The organism is Rhodococcus sp. SB1D, from assembly GCF_048573875.1.
Lineage (GTDB): Bacteria > Actinomycetota > Actinomycetes > Mycobacteriales > Mycobacteriaceae > Rhodococcus_F > Rhodococcus_F qingshengii.
The window spans coordinates 1,045,396-1,062,330 of record NZ_JBMAIQ010000001.1; the positions used below are offsets into that span (position 1 = coordinate 1,045,396).

General features: G+C 63.9%; 16 protein-coding genes. 5 read left to right on the plus strand and 11 right to left on the minus strand.

Going from position 1 to position 16,935, the window contains the following annotated elements:
- Positions 1–29 precede the first annotated feature (29 nt).
- On the plus strand, positions 30–461 hold the full coding sequence (locus ACN50D_RS04900; protein ID WP_003944877.1) for an NfeD family protein: 432 nt from the start codon (positions 30–32) through the stop codon (positions 459–461).
- The gene (locus ACN50D_RS04905; protein ID WP_003944935.1) at positions 461–1,744 is read left to right on the plus strand and encodes an SPFH domain-containing protein; all 1,284 of its coding nucleotides are present in this window, start codon (positions 461–463) and stop codon (positions 1,742–1,744) included. Before ACN50D_RS04900 ends, ACN50D_RS04905 begins: the two co-directional genes overlap by 1 nt.
- Before the next feature lie 43 nt (positions 1,745–1,787).
- Here ACN50D_RS04905 and ACN50D_RS04910 read toward each other — a convergent pair whose 3' ends face one another.
- Genes ACN50D_RS04910 through ACN50D_RS04920 form a run of 3 tightly spaced genes read right to left on the minus strand, consistent with a single transcriptional unit; the run spans position 1,788 to position 3,712 of the window.
- A complete protein-coding gene (locus ACN50D_RS04910; RefSeq protein WP_003944797.1) occupies positions 1,788–2,321 on the minus strand; it encodes a hypothetical protein in 534 nt (177 codons plus the stop codon).
- A gap of 55 nt (positions 2,322–2,376) precedes the next feature.
- Positions 2,377–2,973, minus strand: coding sequence for a hypothetical protein (locus ACN50D_RS04915; RefSeq protein ID WP_003944858.1), 597 nt, complete (start codon positions 2,971–2,973; stop codon positions 2,377–2,379).
- A gap of 31 nt (positions 2,974–3,004) precedes the next feature.
- A complete protein-coding gene (locus ACN50D_RS04920; protein WP_193595753.1) occupies positions 3,005–3,712 on the minus strand; it encodes a TVP38/TMEM64 family protein in 708 nt (235 codons plus the stop codon).
- Positions 3,713–4,135: 423 nt separating this feature from the next.
- On the opposite strand from ACN50D_RS04920, the gene mutA reads away from it, so the two are divergent.
- The 3 genes from mutA to meaB are packed head-to-tail and all read left to right on the plus strand — an operon-like array spanning position 4,136 to position 9,290.
- A complete protein-coding gene (gene mutA, locus ACN50D_RS04925) occupies positions 4,136–6,031 on the plus strand; it encodes a methylmalonyl-CoA mutase small subunit (protein ID WP_030536386.1) in 1,896 nt (631 codons plus the stop codon).
- Positions 6,028–8,280, plus strand: coding sequence for a methylmalonyl-CoA mutase (gene scpA / locus ACN50D_RS04930; RefSeq protein ID WP_211920179.1), 2,253 nt, complete (start codon positions 6,028–6,030; stop codon positions 8,278–8,280). The genes mutA and scpA overlap by 4 nt, the downstream gene beginning before the upstream one ends.
- A gap of 17 nt (positions 8,281–8,297) precedes the next feature.
- Positions 8,298–9,290, plus strand: coding sequence for a methylmalonyl Co-A mutase-associated GTPase MeaB (gene meaB / locus ACN50D_RS04935; RefSeq protein WP_003945003.1), 993 nt, complete (start codon positions 8,298–8,300; stop codon positions 9,288–9,290).
- A 62-nt stretch (positions 9,291–9,352) separates the two neighbouring features.
- Here the strand turns inward: meaB and ACN50D_RS04940 are convergent, their stop codons facing one another.
- From ACN50D_RS04940 to ACN50D_RS04975, 8 genes are all read right to left on the minus strand, one after another.
- Positions 9,353–10,300, minus strand: a complete 948-nt coding sequence (locus ACN50D_RS04940) for a sulfite exporter TauE/SafE family protein (RefSeq protein WP_007727818.1) — start codon at positions 10,298–10,300, stop codon at positions 9,353–9,355.
- 63 nt (positions 10,301–10,363) lie between these two features.
- Positions 10,364–10,504: a hypothetical protein gene (locus ACN50D_RS04945; protein ID WP_156423186.1), complete on the minus strand. Its 141-nt coding sequence runs from the start codon at positions 10,502–10,504 to the stop codon at positions 10,364–10,366.
- Between the two features lie 26 nt (positions 10,505–10,530).
- A complete protein-coding gene (locus ACN50D_RS04950) occupies positions 10,531–11,565 on the minus strand; it encodes a nucleoside hydrolase (protein WP_007727817.1) in 1,035 nt (344 codons plus the stop codon).
- Entirely contained in the window at positions 11,558–12,034 is a 477-nt protein-coding gene (locus ACN50D_RS04955; RefSeq protein ID WP_007727816.1) for an OsmC family protein, read from the minus strand. Before ACN50D_RS04955 ends, ACN50D_RS04950 begins: the two co-directional genes overlap by 8 nt.
- Positions 12,035–12,065: 31 nt before the next feature.
- Positions 12,066–13,379: a CoA transferase gene (locus tag ACN50D_RS04960; RefSeq protein WP_211920177.1), complete on the minus strand. Its 1,314-nt coding sequence runs from the start codon at positions 13,377–13,379 to the stop codon at positions 12,066–12,068.
- An 18-nt stretch (positions 13,380–13,397) separates the two neighbouring features.
- Positions 13,398–14,276 carry a hypothetical protein gene (locus tag ACN50D_RS04965; protein ID WP_058038788.1) on the minus strand — a complete coding sequence of 293 codons (879 nt, stop codon included), beginning with the start codon at positions 14,274–14,276 and terminating at the stop codon, positions 13,398–13,400.
- A gap of 3 nt (positions 14,277–14,279) precedes the next feature.
- Positions 14,280–15,368 carry a hemolysin family protein gene (locus ACN50D_RS04970; protein ID WP_003944826.1) on the minus strand — a complete coding sequence of 363 codons (1,089 nt, stop codon included), beginning with the start codon at positions 15,366–15,368 and terminating at the stop codon, positions 14,280–14,282.
- Complete coding sequence (locus tag ACN50D_RS04975; protein WP_211920175.1) at positions 15,361–16,743, minus strand: hemolysin family protein; 1,383 nt, start codon at positions 16,741–16,743, stop codon at positions 15,361–15,363. Before ACN50D_RS04975 ends, ACN50D_RS04970 begins: the two co-directional genes overlap by 8 nt.
- Positions 16,744–16,935: the final 192 nt, after the last annotated feature.

The following is a 16,935-nucleotide window of genomic DNA, read 5'->3' on the forward strand; positions in this document are numbered from 1 at the left end:
TGGGTCACACATTCTGGTTAGATGGTGTTGTGGCTGCACTTATTTGGCTGATCGGAGCACTGGTGCTCGCCGGGGCCGAAGCGCTGGTGGGGGATTTCTTCCTGCTGATGCTCGCCGGTGGGGCGCTCGCTACTGCCGGTGTCAGTGCTGTCACCGACTTCCCGGTGTGGGTCGACGCCGTCATGTTCGGAGTGTTCTCCGCCGCCCTCGTCCTGGGCGTGCGACCGATCATGTTGCGTCGCTTCGGTAGTCCGCCGCCGACCCCGACCGGAATACAGGCACTCGAAGGTAAGCACGCTCTGGTTCTGGAAGAAGTGGGCGAGCATTCCGGGCAGGTCAAGTTGGACGGCGAGGTGTGGACTGCCAGGCCGTACGACACCACCGAGGTGTACCCGCCGGGCACCAAGGTGACGGTGATGGAAATCAACGGCGCAACAGCAGTCGTCTGGAGGGGACCTTAATGGCAGCACTCATAGTGCTCGGTGTGTTGGTGCTATTCGTGATCTTGGTGGTCGCGAAGTCGGTAGCACTGGTACCGCAGGCAGAAGCCGCGGTGATCGAGCGGCTCGGTAGGTATTCGAAGACGGTGTCCGGGCAGCTCACGTTCTTGATCCCGTTCGCCGATCGTGTGCGCGCCAAGGTGGATCTTCGTGAGCGGGTGGTCTCCTTCCCACCGCAGCCGGTGATCACCCAGGACAACCTGACACTGTCCATCGACACGGTGGTGTACTTCCAGGTCACCAATCCGCAAGCTGCGGTGTACGAGATCAGCAACTACATCGCTGCCGTCGAGCAGTTGACAACCACGACGCTGCGAAACGTCGTCGGCGGAATGACCCTCGAAGAGACGCTGACCTCGCGTGATTCCATCAATGGTCAGCTTCGTGGTGTCCTCGACGAGGCGACCGGCCGCTGGGGCCTGCGAGTGGCCCGCGTCGAACTCAAGAGCATCGATCCTCCGCCCTCCATCCAGGAGTCGATGGAAAAGCAGATGAAGGCGGACCGCGAGAAGCGCGCGATGATTCTGACGGCTGAAGGCCACCGCGAATCCGCTATCAAGACAGCCGAGGGCGCCAAGCAGAGCCAGATTCTTTCCGCCGAGGGCAACAAGCAGGCCTCGATCCTCAACGCCGAGGGTGAGCGTCAGTCCCAGATCCTTCGTGCTCAAGGTGACCGCGCGGCCAAGTACTTGCAGGCCCAAGGCGAGGCCAAGGCCATCGAGAAGGTTTTTGCTGCTATCAAGTCCGGTAAGCCGACTCCGGAATTGCTTGCATACCAGTATCTTCAGACGTTGCCGCAGATGGCGCAAGGCGATGCGAACAAGGTGTGGCTCGTGCCCAGCGACTTCGGTGACGCACTGAAGGGATTTGCGAAAACGCTTGGCGCGCAGGGGCAGGACGGTGTCTTCCGGTACGAGCCGCCGGCCGCCGAAGAGAATCTTCCCAACCCTGAGGACGATTCAGCCGAGGTGGCGGAGTGGTTCGAGACCAAATCCGATCCGGCTATCGCAGAAGCAGTCCGTGCTGCTGAAGTTGCTGCACGTACTCCCGTCGAAGATCCGGCAGCTGCGGTCAGGCACCTCCGTGAAAGTGCGCCCGAGCAGCCCGGATTCGTAGATCCCGCGCTGCCGCAGCAGAGTGAAAATCCTTGGCCCGGTCAGCTACCGCTGCCGTCCGAACGCGAAGAATTCCAGCAGAAGTACCCCTACCAGGATCAGCCGCCGGAGGGCGGCCAGCGCCGGTAGGCGCCTCTCGTAGCGAACGTTGATCGGGACGGGCACTCATCACCTACGTGATGAGTGCCCGTCCCGTTCCGCATACGGCGATCGCCCAGAGGACACTGACGAAGGTTCCCATGATGAACTGCTCGGACGCATGAGGTTCACGAAGTTCCGGGTACCGTGCGAGCCCCTTGACTGCCAAGACGATCGCGATCCCCTCCGGCCAGGTTGCGAGAATCGACGCCGCCACCGCGAGCCGTTCGAGGATGCCGATCACACGTCCGCCCCGAAGAGGTCCGGCGTCCGGTGCCGGGCTCCCGTCCGGTTGGCGACGAGCGATCTTGAAGGTGGCAAGTACCAACGGTGCACCGGCCGTGGCGGCGGCAAGTACGCACAGGACAAGCGTCGCCCCGAGAGCGAAACCGGTGACCGGGGTCGTTCGGGTCGATGCCAGTGCGGCAACACCCAGCGCCGGAAGAGCCACCACGGACGACGCCCATTCGGGGACTTCCAGTCGACCACGACTGAGCGGTCCCAGTGCCGCTGCAACTGCTGGTGCCGCGGCGGCGACGGCGAGCGCGATCAACGCCAGAACGACCATGTATTCGAGCCCCCTGCTGTGTCGACGAGTTTGTACCGGTGCGAGCGTGAGCAGTCTAGGGCTGGAGTCTGACCAAAAGTCGTTCTGCGAGTCTGCGCCCGGCGAGTTCTGCGTGCCACCCGGCTGTCAGGAGTCGCTTGGACATGGCCTGTTTGGTGATTCCGAGGTGGGCCGCTGCGCTGACCTGAGTGAGTCCGCTGTCCATCAGGGCGATGGCTTCGCGTCCGTCCTTCGTCTGTCTCGTGACGATCGTTCCGAGCAAGGTGAACGCGGCATCGACATCTGCGGCGAGTTCGTCGCGTGAGCTATCCGCCGGCGCCTGTTCGACGGCAATTCTGGCCGGAGCTCGCTTGGCTCGCTCGACGGCGATCCGAGCAGCTTCGAATGCCGGTCCGCGTCCGGCCCGGGTCTGCCGTGGGAGAGGCTGCTCGACGGGACCGATCCCGATCCCGACACTCCAGTGCTCGCGCCGAATCAGCTCGAGTGCGACGAGGACGAGTAGCGCCGGATCGTCGGTCACCGCTTGAATCTCGTCGCCCGCTGTGCGCTCGAACGGCCGCAGGAGCCTGCGATCGGCCATGTCGTCGATGATGTCCCCGACGCGGTCGACATCGCGTCGGCTACCTCGCTGATCCACTGTCAGTACGAACATTAGTCAATGCTAGATAGTTGACTTTCAATAGTCAATCGTTTTGGGTTGACTCAATCAAATCAACCTCTTGAGGTTGACCGTTGTCAACGATGGTTTCGCCCGGTGAAGGCTGACGGCGAGCGTCGAACACCAGACCGGCGATGCCGATCGCAATGCAGATCCCGGACAGAATCAGGAGACGAGGATCGGCTTCGCCGGAGAGCGCATCGCCCAGAACGACAATCCCAACAGTGCCGGGCAAGATGCCGACGACGGTGGCAAGGATGTAGGGCACGATCCGGATCGACGAAATGCCGCAGCAGTAGTTCACCACCGAGAAGGGGACAAACGCGATCAAGCGCAGAGAGCCGACGGCCAGCCACCCCCGCTTTTCGATCCGCTCGTCCACCCGCCGGATCGTCGGACTCGAAATCCGTTGCCACACGACGTCGCGGCCGATGGCGCGGACCAGGTAGAGGGCCAGAACGGCGCTCACAGTCGTTGCCGCCACGGTAAGAGCGATGCCGGTCACCGAGCCGAAAAGAACCCCCGCGCTGAGCGTGAAGACGGTGCGCGGGAACGGCGCGACGGTGACTGTCGAATGAACCAGGAAGAACACGAGGGGAAACGCCGGGCCAACCGAGTCCGCCCACTCTCGCACCTGGGACACCGTGGGATGTGGGGCGAGGAGGGCTGCGAGGAACAAAGCGAGCACTACCAGGACTATTGCGATCAATCTTCGGTCCAGCAGGCGTCCCATCACAGGTCACAAGGCTACCTGCGAACGGTGAACCGGGCCGACTGCCGACCCGCAATCGTGAGTCGAACATCGCCACGGGGGCGGGAAAGCGACGTGCTCCAGGCGACAATGAAACGGCGCTGTGACGAAAACCACTAGGCTTTCGGAGTGGCCTTCACCTGCAGTCCCGGCCAGTGAAACGAACTCGCGGGTAACCCGCAAACATGCTGAACAATCGCTAGGTAAGGGCCGGTTACACGTGCACGAACGACCGAATCCGCACGTCGCCCGGCCGGTCGGAAAGTGGCCACGAACAGCCCTGTGAAGAACATGACGTGATCCTCACGATATCTGGGCTCAACCGCGGGTTAGCATCACAGAACTAACGAACAAATCCGATTATCGGTAAAGCGCTCACGCAAAAAATGAGAGGGAGCGGACACAGTGTCATTAGCTTCAGAAGCCGAGGCTGTCGAGCAGGCGTACGCGGAGTGGCAGCGCTCCGTAGCCGGTGTGCTCGCCAAGTCCCGCAGAGTCGATGCGGCAGAACTGGGCCCCGAGCCACAGAAACTGCTCGAAACCGTCACCTACGACGGTGTCACTGTCGCACCGCTCTACAGCCCACGCGACGAGCGTCCCGAGCAGAGCTTGCCGGGCACTTTTCCGTACGTGCGTGGCGTCGACGCTCACCGTGATGTCAATGCCGGTTGGTTGGTTTCCGCCGCTTTCGGAACCGCTTCGGCGGCCGAGACCAATCGCGCCATCCTGGACGCCCTCGAAAACGGAGTCAGCGCACTCTGGTTGAAGGTGGGCGCCGACGGCGTTCCGGTCACCGACCTCGCCGCTGCGCTCGAGGGCGTGCTTCTCGACCTCGCACCGCTCACGCTCGATGCAGGCGCAGCGACAAACGATGCAGCCCGAGCACTCTTCTCACTCCTCGATGCACGCAGCGAAGCCGGCGACGGTGTCAGCGATCGCAGCAGTATCCGAGTTCACCTCGGTGCAGCACCGCTGACCAGTTCGTTCTCCGGCGCAGCCGACGTCGAATTTGCAGGCGCAGTCGAGTTGGCCGCCCTCGCCGCCGCTCGTGCGGAAACCGTGCACGCGATCACCGTGGACGGCACGGCCTTTCACAACGCGGGTGCCGGCGACGCCGAAGAACTCGGAGCCGCAATCGCCGCCGGCCTCGAGTACCTCCGTGCACTCACCGCCCAGAGCGGCCTGACCATCGGTGCTGCGTTGTCGCAGTTGGCTTTCCGCTACGCGGCAACCGACGATCAGTTCCAGACCATCGCGAAGTTCCGCGCCGCACGTCTCGTATGGGCACGCATCGCCCAGGTCTGCGGAGCTTCCGATTTTGGTGGAGCGCCGCAGCACGCAGTCACCTCCGCCGCGATGATGGCTCAGCGTGATCCCTGGGTGAACATGCTGCGCACGACCCTCGCTGCATTCGGCGCCGGCGTCGGCGGAGCAGATGCAGTGACTGTTCTTCCGTTCGACGTCGCCCTGGCCGACGGCACCCTCGGTGTCAGCAAGTCCTTCTCCTCGCGCATCGCGCGCAACACACAGCTGCTCCTGCTCGAGGAGTCGCACCTGGGCCGTGTCCTCGATCCGTCGGCCGGGTCTTGGTACGTCGAGGACCTGACACAGCAGATCGCCGCCACCGCGTGGGAGTTCTTCCAGGAAATCGAAGCAGCCGGCGGATATCTGGCGGCACTCGAAGCGGGAATCGTCTCCGGTCGCATCGCCGCTACCAAGGCCAAGCGCGACTCCGACATCGCACACCGCAAGACCACGGTCACCGGTGTCAACGAGTTCCCGAACCTCGGCGAAACGCCGCTGTCCGCCGAAGCCGTCGAGCCTGGCCAGTCCGTCGCCCGCTACGCAGCTGCATTCGAAGCGCTTCGTGACCGTTCGGACGCGTTCCTCGCCGCCGGCGGCGCCCGTCCCACTGCGCTTCTCGCGCCGCTGGGCTCGGTTGCAGAACACAACGTGCGCACCACGTTTGCGTCCAACCTGCTCGCTTCGGGTGGTATCGACGCAGTCAACCCCGGCCCGCTCGAGGTGGGCGCCGAAGCCATCTCCGCTGCAGTCAAGGCTTCCGGTGCCACCGTCGCCGTGCTGTGCGGCACGGACAAGCGCTACGGCGAGAGCGCCGCAGCGGCCGTCGCCGAACTTCGCGCCGCCGGCATCACCAAGGTGCTGCTCGCAGGACCGGAAAAGGCAGTCGCCGACGCGACCGGCGATTCTCGCCCGGACGGATTCCTCACCGCCCGCATCGACGCAGTGTCGGCTCTGACCGAACTGCTCGACTTCATCGAGACGGGAAGCTCCAAGTGACGACACGAGAGGTCAAGCACGTGATCGGCAGTTTCGCCGAGGTCCCACTCGAGGACCCGCAGTCTCCGGCACCCACACCGCCGTCGGTCGAGCAGGCCCAGGCGCTCATCGAAGAGGGCGCCAACGCCAACAACTACGCCGCCGAGCAGGTTGTCTGGTCCACCCCCGAAGGCATCGACGTCAAGCCGGTGTACACCGGTGCGGACCGCACGGCCGCCGCCGAGTCGGGTTACCCGCTCGACAGCTTCCCGGGCGCAGCGCCGTTCCTGCGTGGTCCGTACCCGACCATGTACGTGAACCAGCCGTGGACCATTCGCCAGTACGCCGGATTCTCCACTGCCGCGGAGTCGAATGCGTTCTACCGTCGTAACCTGGCGGCCGGTCAGAAGGGCCTCTCGGTCGCCTTCGACCTCGCCACACACCGCGGCTACGACTCCGATCATCCTCGCGTTGCCGGTGACGTCGGAATGGCCGGTGTCGCAATCGATTCCATCCTCGACATGCGTCAGCTCTTCGACGGAATCGACCTCTCGCAGGTGTCGGTCTCGATGACGATGAACGGCGCCGTGCTGCCGATTCTCGCGCTGTACGTCGCTGCGGCAGGCGAGCAAGGTGTCACTCCGGACAAGCTGGCCGGAACGATCCAGAACGACATCCTCAAAGAGTTCATGGTTCGTAACACCTACATCTATCCGCCGAAGCCCTCGATGCGGATCATCTCGGACATCTTCGCGTACTCCAGCGCGGAAATGCCGAAGTACAACTCCATCTCGATCTCGGGCTACCACATCCAGGAAGCCGGAGCGACGGCCGATCTGGAACTGGCGTACACCCTCGCCGACGGCGTCGAGTACATCCGCGCCGGCCTCGACGCCGGTATGGACATCGACAAGTTCGCACCTCGCCTGTCCTTCTTCTGGGCCATCGGCATGAACTTCTTCATGGAGGTCGCCAAGCTCCGCGCCGGACGCCTCCTGTGGGCCGAGCTTGTCGCCAAGTTCGATCCCAAGAGCGCGAAGTCTCTCTCGCTGCGTACCCACTCGCAGACCTCCGGCTGGTCCCTGACCGCGCAGGACGTCTTCAACAACGTTCCGCGTACCTGCGTCGAAGCCATGGCTGCCACCCAGGGCCACACTCAGTCCTTGCACACCAACGCACTCGACGAAGCGATCGCATTGCCGACGGACTTCTCCGCCCGCATCGCCCGTAACACCCAGTTGCTGCTGCAGCAGGAATCCGGCACCGTGCGTCCCATCGACCCGTGGGGTGGCTCGTACTACGTCGAGTGGCTCACCAACGAACTCGCCAACCGGGCTCGTAAGCACATCGAAGAGGTCGAGGAAGCCGGCGGAATGGCTCAGGCCATCAACGAAGGCATCCCGAAGCTGCGCATCGAGGAAGCTGCCGCCCGCACCCAGGCACGCATCGACTCCGGTCGGCAGCCGCTCGTCGGCGTCAACAAGTACGTTCCCGACGAGGTCGACACCATCGAAGTTCTCAAGGTCGAGAACTCCAAGGTCCGCAAGGAACAGCTCGAGAAGTTGGTTCGCCTTCGCGCGGAACGTGATCCGGAAGTCGTCGAGGCCGCACTGGCGAACCTCACTCGCGCTGCCGCATCCACCGAAGGCGGCATGGCGAACAACCTCCTCGCCCTCGCTGTCGTCGCCGCCCGCGCGATGGCTACCGTCGGCGAAATTTCCGACGCCCTCGAAAAGGTGTACGGACGCCACCAGGCCGAGATCCGCACCATCAGTGGTGTGTACCGCGACGAGGCAGGAACGGTGAGCAACATCAGCAAGGCGATGGAACTGGTCGAGAAGTTCGCCGAGGACGAGGGACGTCGTCCCCGCATCCTCGTCGCGAAGATGGGCCAGGACGGTCACGACCGTGGCCAGAAGGTCATCTCCACCGCCTTCGCGGACATCGGATTCGACGTCGACGTCGGACCGCTGTTCCAGACCCCCGAAGAGGTCGCCAATCAGGCGGCCGACAACGACGTCCACGTAGTCGGTGTGTCGTCGTTGGCCGCCGGTCACCTCACCTTGGTGCCGGCGCTGCGGGAGGCTCTGGCTGCGGCCGGTCGTCCCGACATCATGATCGTCGTCGGCGGCGTCATTCCGCCCGGTGACTTCGACGAACTCTACGAGGCCGGCGCTGCTGCCATCTTCCCGCCCGGCACCGTCATCGCCGACGCTGCCAGCGGATTGTTGGAGAAGCTCTCCGCCCAACTGGGTCACGACAACAGCTGAGAAGGGGGTCACTGAAGATGGCACGTCAGCCCATCGACATTGATTCCCTCGCCGAGGCGGTGCGCGGAAATCAGCGTGCCGGCCTCGCTCGGGCGATCACCCTCGTCGAGTCCACCCGCGACGACCACCGGGCCCTCGCGCAGCAACTTCTACTGAAGTTGCTGCCGGAGGCCGGGGGAGCGCACCGGATCGGCATCACCGGCGTTCCCGGCGTCGGCAAGTCGACCTTCATCGACGCGCTCGGAATGTACTTGCTGGGCAAAGGACATCGGGTTGCGGTGTTGGCGGTCGATCCGTCGTCCACCCGCACCGGCGGCTCGATTCTCGGCGACAAGACACGCATGGCTCGGCTCACCGTCGAACCGAATGCGTACATCCGGCCGTCACCGACGTCCGGCACGCTCGGTGGTGTTGCCAAGGCAACCCGCGAGACCATCGTGCTTCTCGAAGCTGCCGGTTTCGACGTCATCCTGGTGGAAACGGTGGGTGTCGGCCAGTCCGAAGTCACTGTTGCCAACATGGTGGACTGCTTCACGTTCCTGACCCTCGCTCGTACCGGTGATCAGCTCCAGGGCATCAAGAAGGGTGTCCTCGAGCTCGCAGATCTGGTGGCGGTCAACAAGGCCGATGGCAAGCATGAGCGCGAGGCAAAGGGCGCTGCCCGTGAATTGGCGGGTGCGCTTCGCCTGATCTACCCGCACGACGCCATCTGGAAGCCGCCCGTCATCACGATGAGCGGTCTCGAAGGTGTCGGGCTGGACGAGTTCTGGGGAACTGTCACCAAACACCGTGAGGTGCTCACCGAAGCGGGACAGTTCGAGGAGAAGCGTCGCAAGCAACAGGTCGATTGGACCTGGACGATGGTCAACGATCAGCTGCTACGCAGGCTCTCGAGCAACGATCGGGTGCGTGCGATCCGGGCCGACGTCGAGCAGAGCGTGCGTGACGGTTCGCTGACGGCAGCGTTGGCGGCGGGGCGAATTCTCGACGCGTTCGACGGAAGCAACTAGCGCGGAAAGAACGAAATCCCGGGTATCCGAGCGCGGATACCCGGGATTTCTTCTGTGACGAGCTATCGTTCGCGCTTGACTGCAGGCTCGGTGAGTTCGGTCTCGACAGCGAGTTCGACTCCCGTGAAATCGCCTTCTGCCTCGGCCGGGGTGAGAGTGGACCGCTTCCACGCGTAGAACAGCAGCGCTGCCCACGCGCCGAGAATGGTCAGGTAACCGGCCACTGTGACCGCCCCGGTGATGTCGAAGGATTTGAACAGCTTCTGTGCGTTGGTCAACACGATGACGCCGCCCACCGCCGTTCCGAGCAAGGTTGCAGGTACGCGGCTGACCAGCCACGCCGCGAACGGAGCTGCGATGACACCGCCGAGCGCGAGACCGGCGACAACGAGGAGGTTTCCCGCCGACTCACGTCCCAATCCGACAAGGAATCCCAGCGACGCGGCTGACGCGACCAGAAACTCCGAGGCGCTGACCGAGCCGATCACGGTGCGCGGCGCGGTCTTTCCTCGTGAGAGCAGCGTGCTGGTGGTGATCGGACCCCAACCACCACCGCCGGATGCATCGATGAAACCACCGAACAGGCCGAGTGGGGACAGGAAACGTGCAGTGTGCGGGGTGGTACGAGCGTCCGCGACGGCCGGTGGGCGGACCGAAAAGCGTAGTGCCACATAGATACCGATGGCCAGCAGGATCGTCGCCGTGATGGGGACTGCCGCTTCGGTGGACAGACCCGAGAGCACAGTTGCGCCGATGAATGCACCGACTGCGCCGGGCACACCGAGCTTGGCGACGAGCTTCCAGTCGATGTTCTTGAACTTCCAATGCGACACACCCGAAGCGAGGGTGGTGCCGACCTCGGCCAGGTGAACAGCGGCGCTGGCCTGAGCCGGACCGAGGCCACCGATCATCAACAGAGTGGTTGCGGTGACACCGAAGGCCATACCGAGGGCGCCGTCGACGAGCTGGGCGCCGACGCCGACAAGGGTGAACAAAAGAAGATTGAACATGAGAAGACAGACTCCGAGCGAAGAAGCGACAAAGTCAGGGGTGCAGGCAGCGAGAATCGCCGCTCAGCAACACGCCTGATCGAAGCATGCGCTACGACGAGTGGGCCAGAACGCCATCAATCCGAGCGCAAATGCCGGGGAGGCATCGTGGCTGGAAATCTGCACGTCAGGTCCTTTGTTCTCGTACGTTGGTGTTCTGTCCATGCGAGCATAGCCGGTGCCCGGCTCGGTCAACCCACGACGCGGGCGTAATTTCCCACTCGGTGGACAAGTCGATCGAAGAATTCCGCCGGATCGGTGCTGACCGCGATATCCGCGTTGGGCTCACGCTTCCAGTGCCCGACCCAGTCCGCAACCGTCGTTCCGATCAGCAGTGGACTCTCGGTTTCGACATCTACCGTTGCCGGTTTCAGCGTCGCCAGGCTCGGATCGAGCGCGACGGCAGCAGCGAAGGGATCATGCATGTGAGCAAGAAATCCCTGGTCGTATTCACGATGAAATTCCATGTAGAACCGGATTGCGTCGGACATATGCCTGATCACGCTGTTGGACGCGGAACTGCGGACGTCGGGACCGTCGTCAGGCGAGATGATCTCTTCCGGGGTGCTCCCGGCAGCTTCGGCGAGCCGACGCACATGTTCGGGGAACATCTCGATGGATTCGGTGACGTTGAGGCCGCAGATGATCGGGCGCCGGTGCGCGGGTACGACGGAGAACGCGTCGAACACCTCCTTGGCGGCGTGCGGATCCACCGAGACGTTCCACTCCGCGGTCGGCGTCGTGTTGCCCGGATAGTTGAACGACCCACCCATCACTACCAGTCGCTTCAGCAGAGACGGCAGATCGGGTTCACGTCTGATCGCCAAGGCCAGGTTGGTGAGCGGCCCCGTCACCAGCCCGGTGAGTTGTCCGGGGTACTCCCGGACGAGATCCACCCAGAGGTCGGTGGCGGTTCGGACCGAGCGCTTGCGACCCGAATCGGGGAGGACCGCATGGCCGATTCCTTGCGGACCGTGAGTCTCCTCGGTGGTGCGCAACGGTATGACCAATGGCTCGCGGGCGCCGAGTGCAACCTCGATGTCCGGGGCGCCGCAGAGCGCAAGCCAGTTCAAGTTGTTGGCCGCGACCTGTTCCACCGGAACGTTGCCGGCGGTGCTCGCAATCCCCAGTATCTCGGCTTCGGGGCTGGCAAGGAGATAGAGAAGCGCCAACGAGTCGTCGATACCGGTGTCGACGTCGACGATGAGCTTGTGCATGTCACTCATCGGTGGCCACCAGGATCGTCGGGGAATGCAGGACGGGGAAGTTCACCGACCGAGCGATGAAGCACTTCGTGTGTGCGGGGCCGTGAAGCTCCTGGGCCTTCTCGACCATCGACGCCTCCGCGACCAACACCGTCGGATTCAACGTCACTTCGATGAACTGGCCGCCGCCATCGGATTCCTCGATCATGCTGCCGACCGGCTGATCGCTGTAGTCGAGAACGACGACCCCAGCGGCAGCTGCCAGCCCGAGGTACCAGAGCATGTGGCACTGGGCGAGGGAGGCAACGAGCAGTTCCTCGGGGTTCCATCGCTGCGCGTCACCGCGGAACGAGGGATCGGAGCTGCCGAGAAGTTCCGGCTTTCCGACCGCGGATATTGCATGATTGCGCGAATATCCCTGCGTGCTGGACGTTCCGGTTCCCAGATCGCCCGTCCACTGAAGGTCGAGTGTGTAGGTATGTGACTTCACAGGTCCATCTTGCCCTGAATGTGCCGGTCCCTCAGTGTGCCCACTCCGCGCGATCCGATCCCCACGGATGGGCTGGTTCGGGGTAGTCCTCGAACTCTGCCAGCGCGGGTCGTGCGGTGGTCACGTCGGCATGGTTGACAACAACATTCAGGCCGGGAGCCGTCGGCAGACCAGGATGGACGGTTCGGCCGGGTGCGTCGAGAAGACGAGCGCCTGTGCTTGCCAATGACACGTCGACATCGCGGCCACGGCCGTCCTCCGAGCGCAGCGTCAACGCGTCGAGGATCCCCGCTGCCAAGAAGTATCCGGTCGAGTGGTCGAGTGCCTGCGCCGGAAGCGCACCAGGGTTCTCACCACCCGCGAGGAACGAGATACCGGATGCGGCCTGCACGATGCTGTCGAAGCCGCGGCGATTCGCCCACGGACCTTCCCATCCCCATGCGCTGACGCGCCCGTGAATCAGGTGGGCGGGAAGATCCTGCCCGATGAGCGCTTCGAGTGCACCCGGCCGGTAGCCGGTGACCAGTACGTCTGCGGTTTCGAGGAGTTCTCGGAACGCTGCCGCTCCCGCCGAGGACTTCAGGTCGAGAAGCGCCGACCGCTTGCCCTGTCCACTGTCGAGGTGCTGCCATCCGATCTCGGGGATCGCCGGAGGGTCGATCCGCAGAACGTCAGCGCCGACCAACGCCAGGGCACGCGTCGCGACCGGACCGGCGATGACGCGGGTCAGGTCGAGAACACGTGGGCGCGTCGGATGCGTGCGGGGTTTTCCCTCGTCGCGTACTCGGATGGATACCAGAGGCGCAGACCTCGCAGCTGCGCACTGCTCACTCAGGCGCCACTCGGTCTCGGTACGAACACGGACCGCGATGGCTCCGATCTCGGCGGCCTGCAGCTCGATCTCGATGGCGCTGAGTTCGGATATCCGTTGCACCACTGCATCTTTGGGTGATCCATCATCGAGCTCGAGGACGGCGAGCAGGCGGTCGCGATGGTGCGGATAGTTGCCGTGCGTGCGGACCCAACCGTCGCGGGCGGCAAAGAACCCCGAGTGCTCGGAGAACCCGTTGATCGGCTCGCCGCCGATCCGGAACAGTCGATCGCTCGAGAAGGACGCGGCGATGCGCTCGGGATCGAGGGTCCAGTGTCCGTCGCCCGGGCTGGTTGACCGATGAATCGCCGAGGCGAACGCCGCTACCGAGCCCGCAGCGAGGTCGAACACCGGCAAGTGCGCCGCAAGGAAACCCGCCGAGTCCGGGCATTCGATGTGCCCGCGGCGGTCGTCGCTGTGCACCCCGACATCACGCTGGTATTCGTCGAGATAGAACCCGTACCCGTGATCCATGCGACGCCTTTCGGCAGTTCAGTGGCCGAGAAGCTCCCGGCACTTCTCTGCCAGCGTATCGCGGAGCGGCGCAGCACGATCCGCCAACTGTTGTTGCTCACGCACGTATTCGGCGCGGCCCGCGGGAGTTTCGATACGAATGGGGGAGTACCCGTACTCGGCGAGGTCGTATGGGCTCGCGCGCATGTCGAGTTCACGGGCCAGGAGCGCGTGTTCGAAGCACCGCATCACCAGGTCGGAATCGACGAGTGGCAACAATTTGAAGCTCCACTTGTACAGATCCATACCGGCGTGCAGGCAGCCCGGCTGTTCGTGATCGATCTGAGTTTCGCGTGCAAGCGGGAGCGAGTTCTTGGGGGCCGCGTCCGGTGTGAAGAACCGGAACGCGTCGTAGTGCGTGCATTTGAGTGGCAGGGATTCGACGACCGCGTCGGTACCGGCGAACCCGAGTCGCAGCGGCACCGACTGGTGACGGATTGCGTCCTCGCCCCCGCGATAGACCATCGCCCATTCGTGGAGGCCGAAGCAACCCAGCACAGCGGGCCGCGCAGACGTCTGATTCAACAGATTCCACACGAATTCGACTGTGTGACGCCGACGCTCCAGCACTGAGGCCTCGACCGTCGCGGTACCCGACTCGTCGACGCGGTAGCCGGAGAAGGCTGCGTATTCGGCGGCGTTCTCGAGCGCGACTCCGTACCCGGGGTGCCAGCGGCGCAGTTGAGCGGGTTTGAAGTTGTAGTACGTGAAGAGGAAGTCGTGCACCGGGTGAGAGATACCGGCGCTACGACGCGCTCGGTGCGGCTCGACGAGCTTCTCCACCTCCTCGAGGTGAAGTGCCCGCCGAGCCGTCCACTCGCTCTGCGCGAGTGCGAGTGAATGCACCGAACGTGTCATCGATCAGCTGTTTCTTTGTCCGGGAACAGCATCCGTGCCGCGATGCGTGCCATCGCGGACCGTTCCGACGTACTCCTCGAGGAGATCCTCGAGCGCGACGATACCGATCACCACTCCGTCAGCGTCCGTGACAGCGCCGAGGTGCGAGCTGGCCCGACGAAGGCCGGCCAACGCTTCGGCCAGCGGTGTGCTGAGCGGAACGATGGGCAGCGGCCGGATATCCGACGTCGGAACGACGGTGTCCGGTCCAGCGGCCTCGTCGAGCACCTCGTCGAGCACGTCCTTGAGGTGCACGTACCCAGCCAGCGATCCGTCGCTCGCTCGCACCGGGTAACGCGAGTATCCGGTCTCGATGACCGCACGCTCGATCTCACCCAGTGTTGTTCCCGACGGTGTGAGGGGAATGGTCCGCACCTTGTCGAGAGTGATCAGGACCTCGGAGACGGTCCGATCGGTCGATTCGAGTGCCTGCTTCAACCGCCGGTGTTCTTCGGCGTCGATCAGACCTTCGGATCGCGATTCACCGATCATCGCGGACAACTCCACCGCCGAGACCGTGACGTCGAGTTCGTCCTTGGGTTCGACGCGCAGGAGCTTGAGCACTCCGTTCGCGCACAGGTTGTAGAACGCGATGATCGGGCGAGCGATCTTGATGAACGCCAGATGCACGGGAACGAGCAGCATGGCCGTCTTCTCGGGGCCGGCCAACGCGATGTTCTTGGGCACCATCTCGCCGAGCAGGATGTGCAGCACGACGACGAGCGACAGCGCGATGGCAAACGAGATCGGGTGCAGCAATCCGTCGGGCAGGCCGACGGCTTCCATCGGCACCTCGAGGAGGTGCGCAATGGCGGGCTCGGCGACCTTACCGAGGAGGATCGAGCAGATCGTGATGCCCAGCTGAGCCGCCGCAAGCATGAGCGAGAGGTTCTCACCGGCCTTGATGACTGTGAGCGCCCGCTTCTTGCCTTGCGCGACCAGTGCTTCGAGACGGTCACGTCGTGCGGAGATCAGTGCGAACTCCGCACCGACGAAGAATGCATTGCCGGCGAGCAGCACGACGGTGAGGAGTACACCGAAGAGGTTATTCATCGTCGGACTCCTTCTTGCTGTCGTCTGCGGATTCGGGTTCGACGCAAGCGGGGACCGGCGTGATGGTCACCCGGTCGATACGGCGGCCGTCCATGCCGGTCACTCGTGCAATCCACTTTCCGCGCGAATCACCGGACGAGTCGACGTCGGGCAATTCCACCTCGTCACCCTCGTCGGGGATGCGGCCCAGTTCGGTGAGCACCAAGCCGCCGAGCGTGTCGTAGTCGCCTTCGGGAGCGGTGTACCCGGTAGCCGAAGTGACCTCGTCGATGCGCAGGAGACCGGAGCACGACCATCCGTCGCCGACGCGCTGCACGTCGAGTTCGGGTTCGTCGTGTTCGTCGCGCACATCGCCGACGATTTCCTCGATGAGGTCTTCCATCGTGACGATGCCGGCAGTTCCGCCGTACTCGTCGACGACGAGCGCAACCTGCATACCGTCCGAGCGGATTCGCTCCATGACGGTGTCCCCGTCCAGGCTCGACGGCACGACGGGAACACGTTGAGCCAGACTGTCGACGCGCGTCGTGCGCCGACGTTCGGCCGGAACGGTGAACGCGTGCTTGATGTGTACGACGCCGACCGTGTCGTCGAGATCGCCGCGAACGACCGGGAAGCGTGAATAGCCGGTCCGCGACGCCGTCACGATCAGGTCTGCGACGGTGTCCGAGAGTTCCAGCGATTCGATCTTCACTCGCGGAGTCATCAGCTCTTCTGCCGTGCGGTCACCGAACTGCAGTGAACGGTCGACGAGCATCGCCGTGCCCTTGTCGATGGACCCGCGCTGCGCGGACGTCCGCACGAGGGACCCGAGTTCCTGCGGTGATCGCGCGGAGCGCAATTCCTCCGCGGGTTCGATGCCCAGGCGTCGCACGATCCAGTTGGCGGTTCCGTTGAGGCCGTTGATGGCCCACCGGAAGATCAGCGAGAACCCTGCTTGCAGGCCCGCAGTCGCGCGGGCGGTGGGCATCGGCTTGGAGATTGCGAGGTTCTTCGGTACGAGCTCACCGAAGATCATGGAGAACGAGGTCGCGATCACGAGCGCCAGGATCAAAGACGTTGTCGAGGCCGCGGATTCACTGAGCCCGACGGCCTTCGTGACCGGTGTGATGAACCGTGCCAGGACCGGCTCGGCCAGGTAACCGGTGATCAGGGTTGTGATCGTGATGCCCAGCTGAGCGCCGGAGAGCTGGAACGAAAGAGTCTTGTGCGCGTGTTGAACCTGCCGCGAGCGTCGGTCGCCGCCACGAGCAGCTTCGTCGACGGTGCTGCGTTCGAGCGCGGTCAGTGAGAATTCGGCCGCCACGAAGAGGGCGGTGCCTGCAGTCAGCGCGATGAAGCCGACCAGGCTGAGAATGGTGAAAACGATGTCCATGTGTCATCGCCACCTGAGATGTGCACGGGGGCCGCCGGGTTTGTCTCCCGGCTCGCTAGAGGAGCCCTCCGAACCGGCGGAATCAGAAGATTCCTCGGATAAGACGACGGGTGTAGCGCCGGGTAAGTGTGTGGGTGCCTCGGGCACCGGGTTCCTTTCGTCAGAGCCGAGTAGTTCTCGGCTGTAGCGGGC

Excerpts from the sequence above, each read along its gene's own strand:
- ACN50D_RS04905 (WP_003944935.1), top strand. The coding sequence starts at position 461 with ATGGCAGCACTCATAGTGCTCGGTGTGTTGGTGCTATTCGTGATCTTG.
- ACN50D_RS04910 (WP_003944797.1), bottom strand. The coding sequence starts at position 2,321 with ATGGTCGTTCTGGCGTTGATCGCGCTCGCCGTCGCCGCCGCGGCACCA.
- ACN50D_RS04915 (WP_003944858.1), bottom strand. The coding sequence starts at position 2,973 with ATGTTCGTACTGACAGTGGATCAGCGAGGTAGCCGACGCGATGTCGAC.
- ACN50D_RS04920 (WP_193595753.1), bottom strand. The coding sequence starts at position 3,712 with ATGGGACGCCTGCTGGACCGAAGATTGATCGCAATAGTCCTGGTAGTG.
- meaB (WP_003945003.1), top strand. The coding sequence starts at position 8,298 with ATGGCACGTCAGCCCATCGACATTGATTCCCTCGCCGAGGCGGTGCGC.
- ACN50D_RS04940 (WP_007727818.1), bottom strand. The coding sequence starts at position 10,300 with ATGTTCAATCTTCTTTTGTTCACCCTTGTCGGCGTCGGCGCCCAGCTC.
- ACN50D_RS04945 (WP_156423186.1), bottom strand. The coding sequence starts at position 10,504 with ATGGACAGAACACCAACGTACGAGAACAAAGGACCTGACGTGCAGATT.
- ACN50D_RS04950 (WP_007727817.1), bottom strand. The coding sequence starts at position 11,565 with ATGAGTGACATGCACAAGCTCATCGTCGACGTCGACACCGGTATCGAC.
- ACN50D_RS04960 (WP_211920177.1), bottom strand. The coding sequence starts at position 13,379 with ATGGATCACGGGTACGGGTTCTATCTCGACGAATACCAGCGTGATGTC.
- ACN50D_RS04965 (WP_058038788.1), bottom strand. The coding sequence starts at position 14,276 with ATGACACGTTCGGTGCATTCACTCGCACTCGCGCAGAGCGAGTGGACG.
- ACN50D_RS04970 (WP_003944826.1), bottom strand. The coding sequence starts at position 15,368 with ATGAATAACCTCTTCGGTGTACTCCTCACCGTCGTGCTGCTCGCCGGC.
- ACN50D_RS04975 (WP_211920175.1), bottom strand. The coding sequence starts at position 16,743 with ATGGACATCGTTTTCACCATTCTCAGCCTGGTCGGCTTCATCGCGCTG.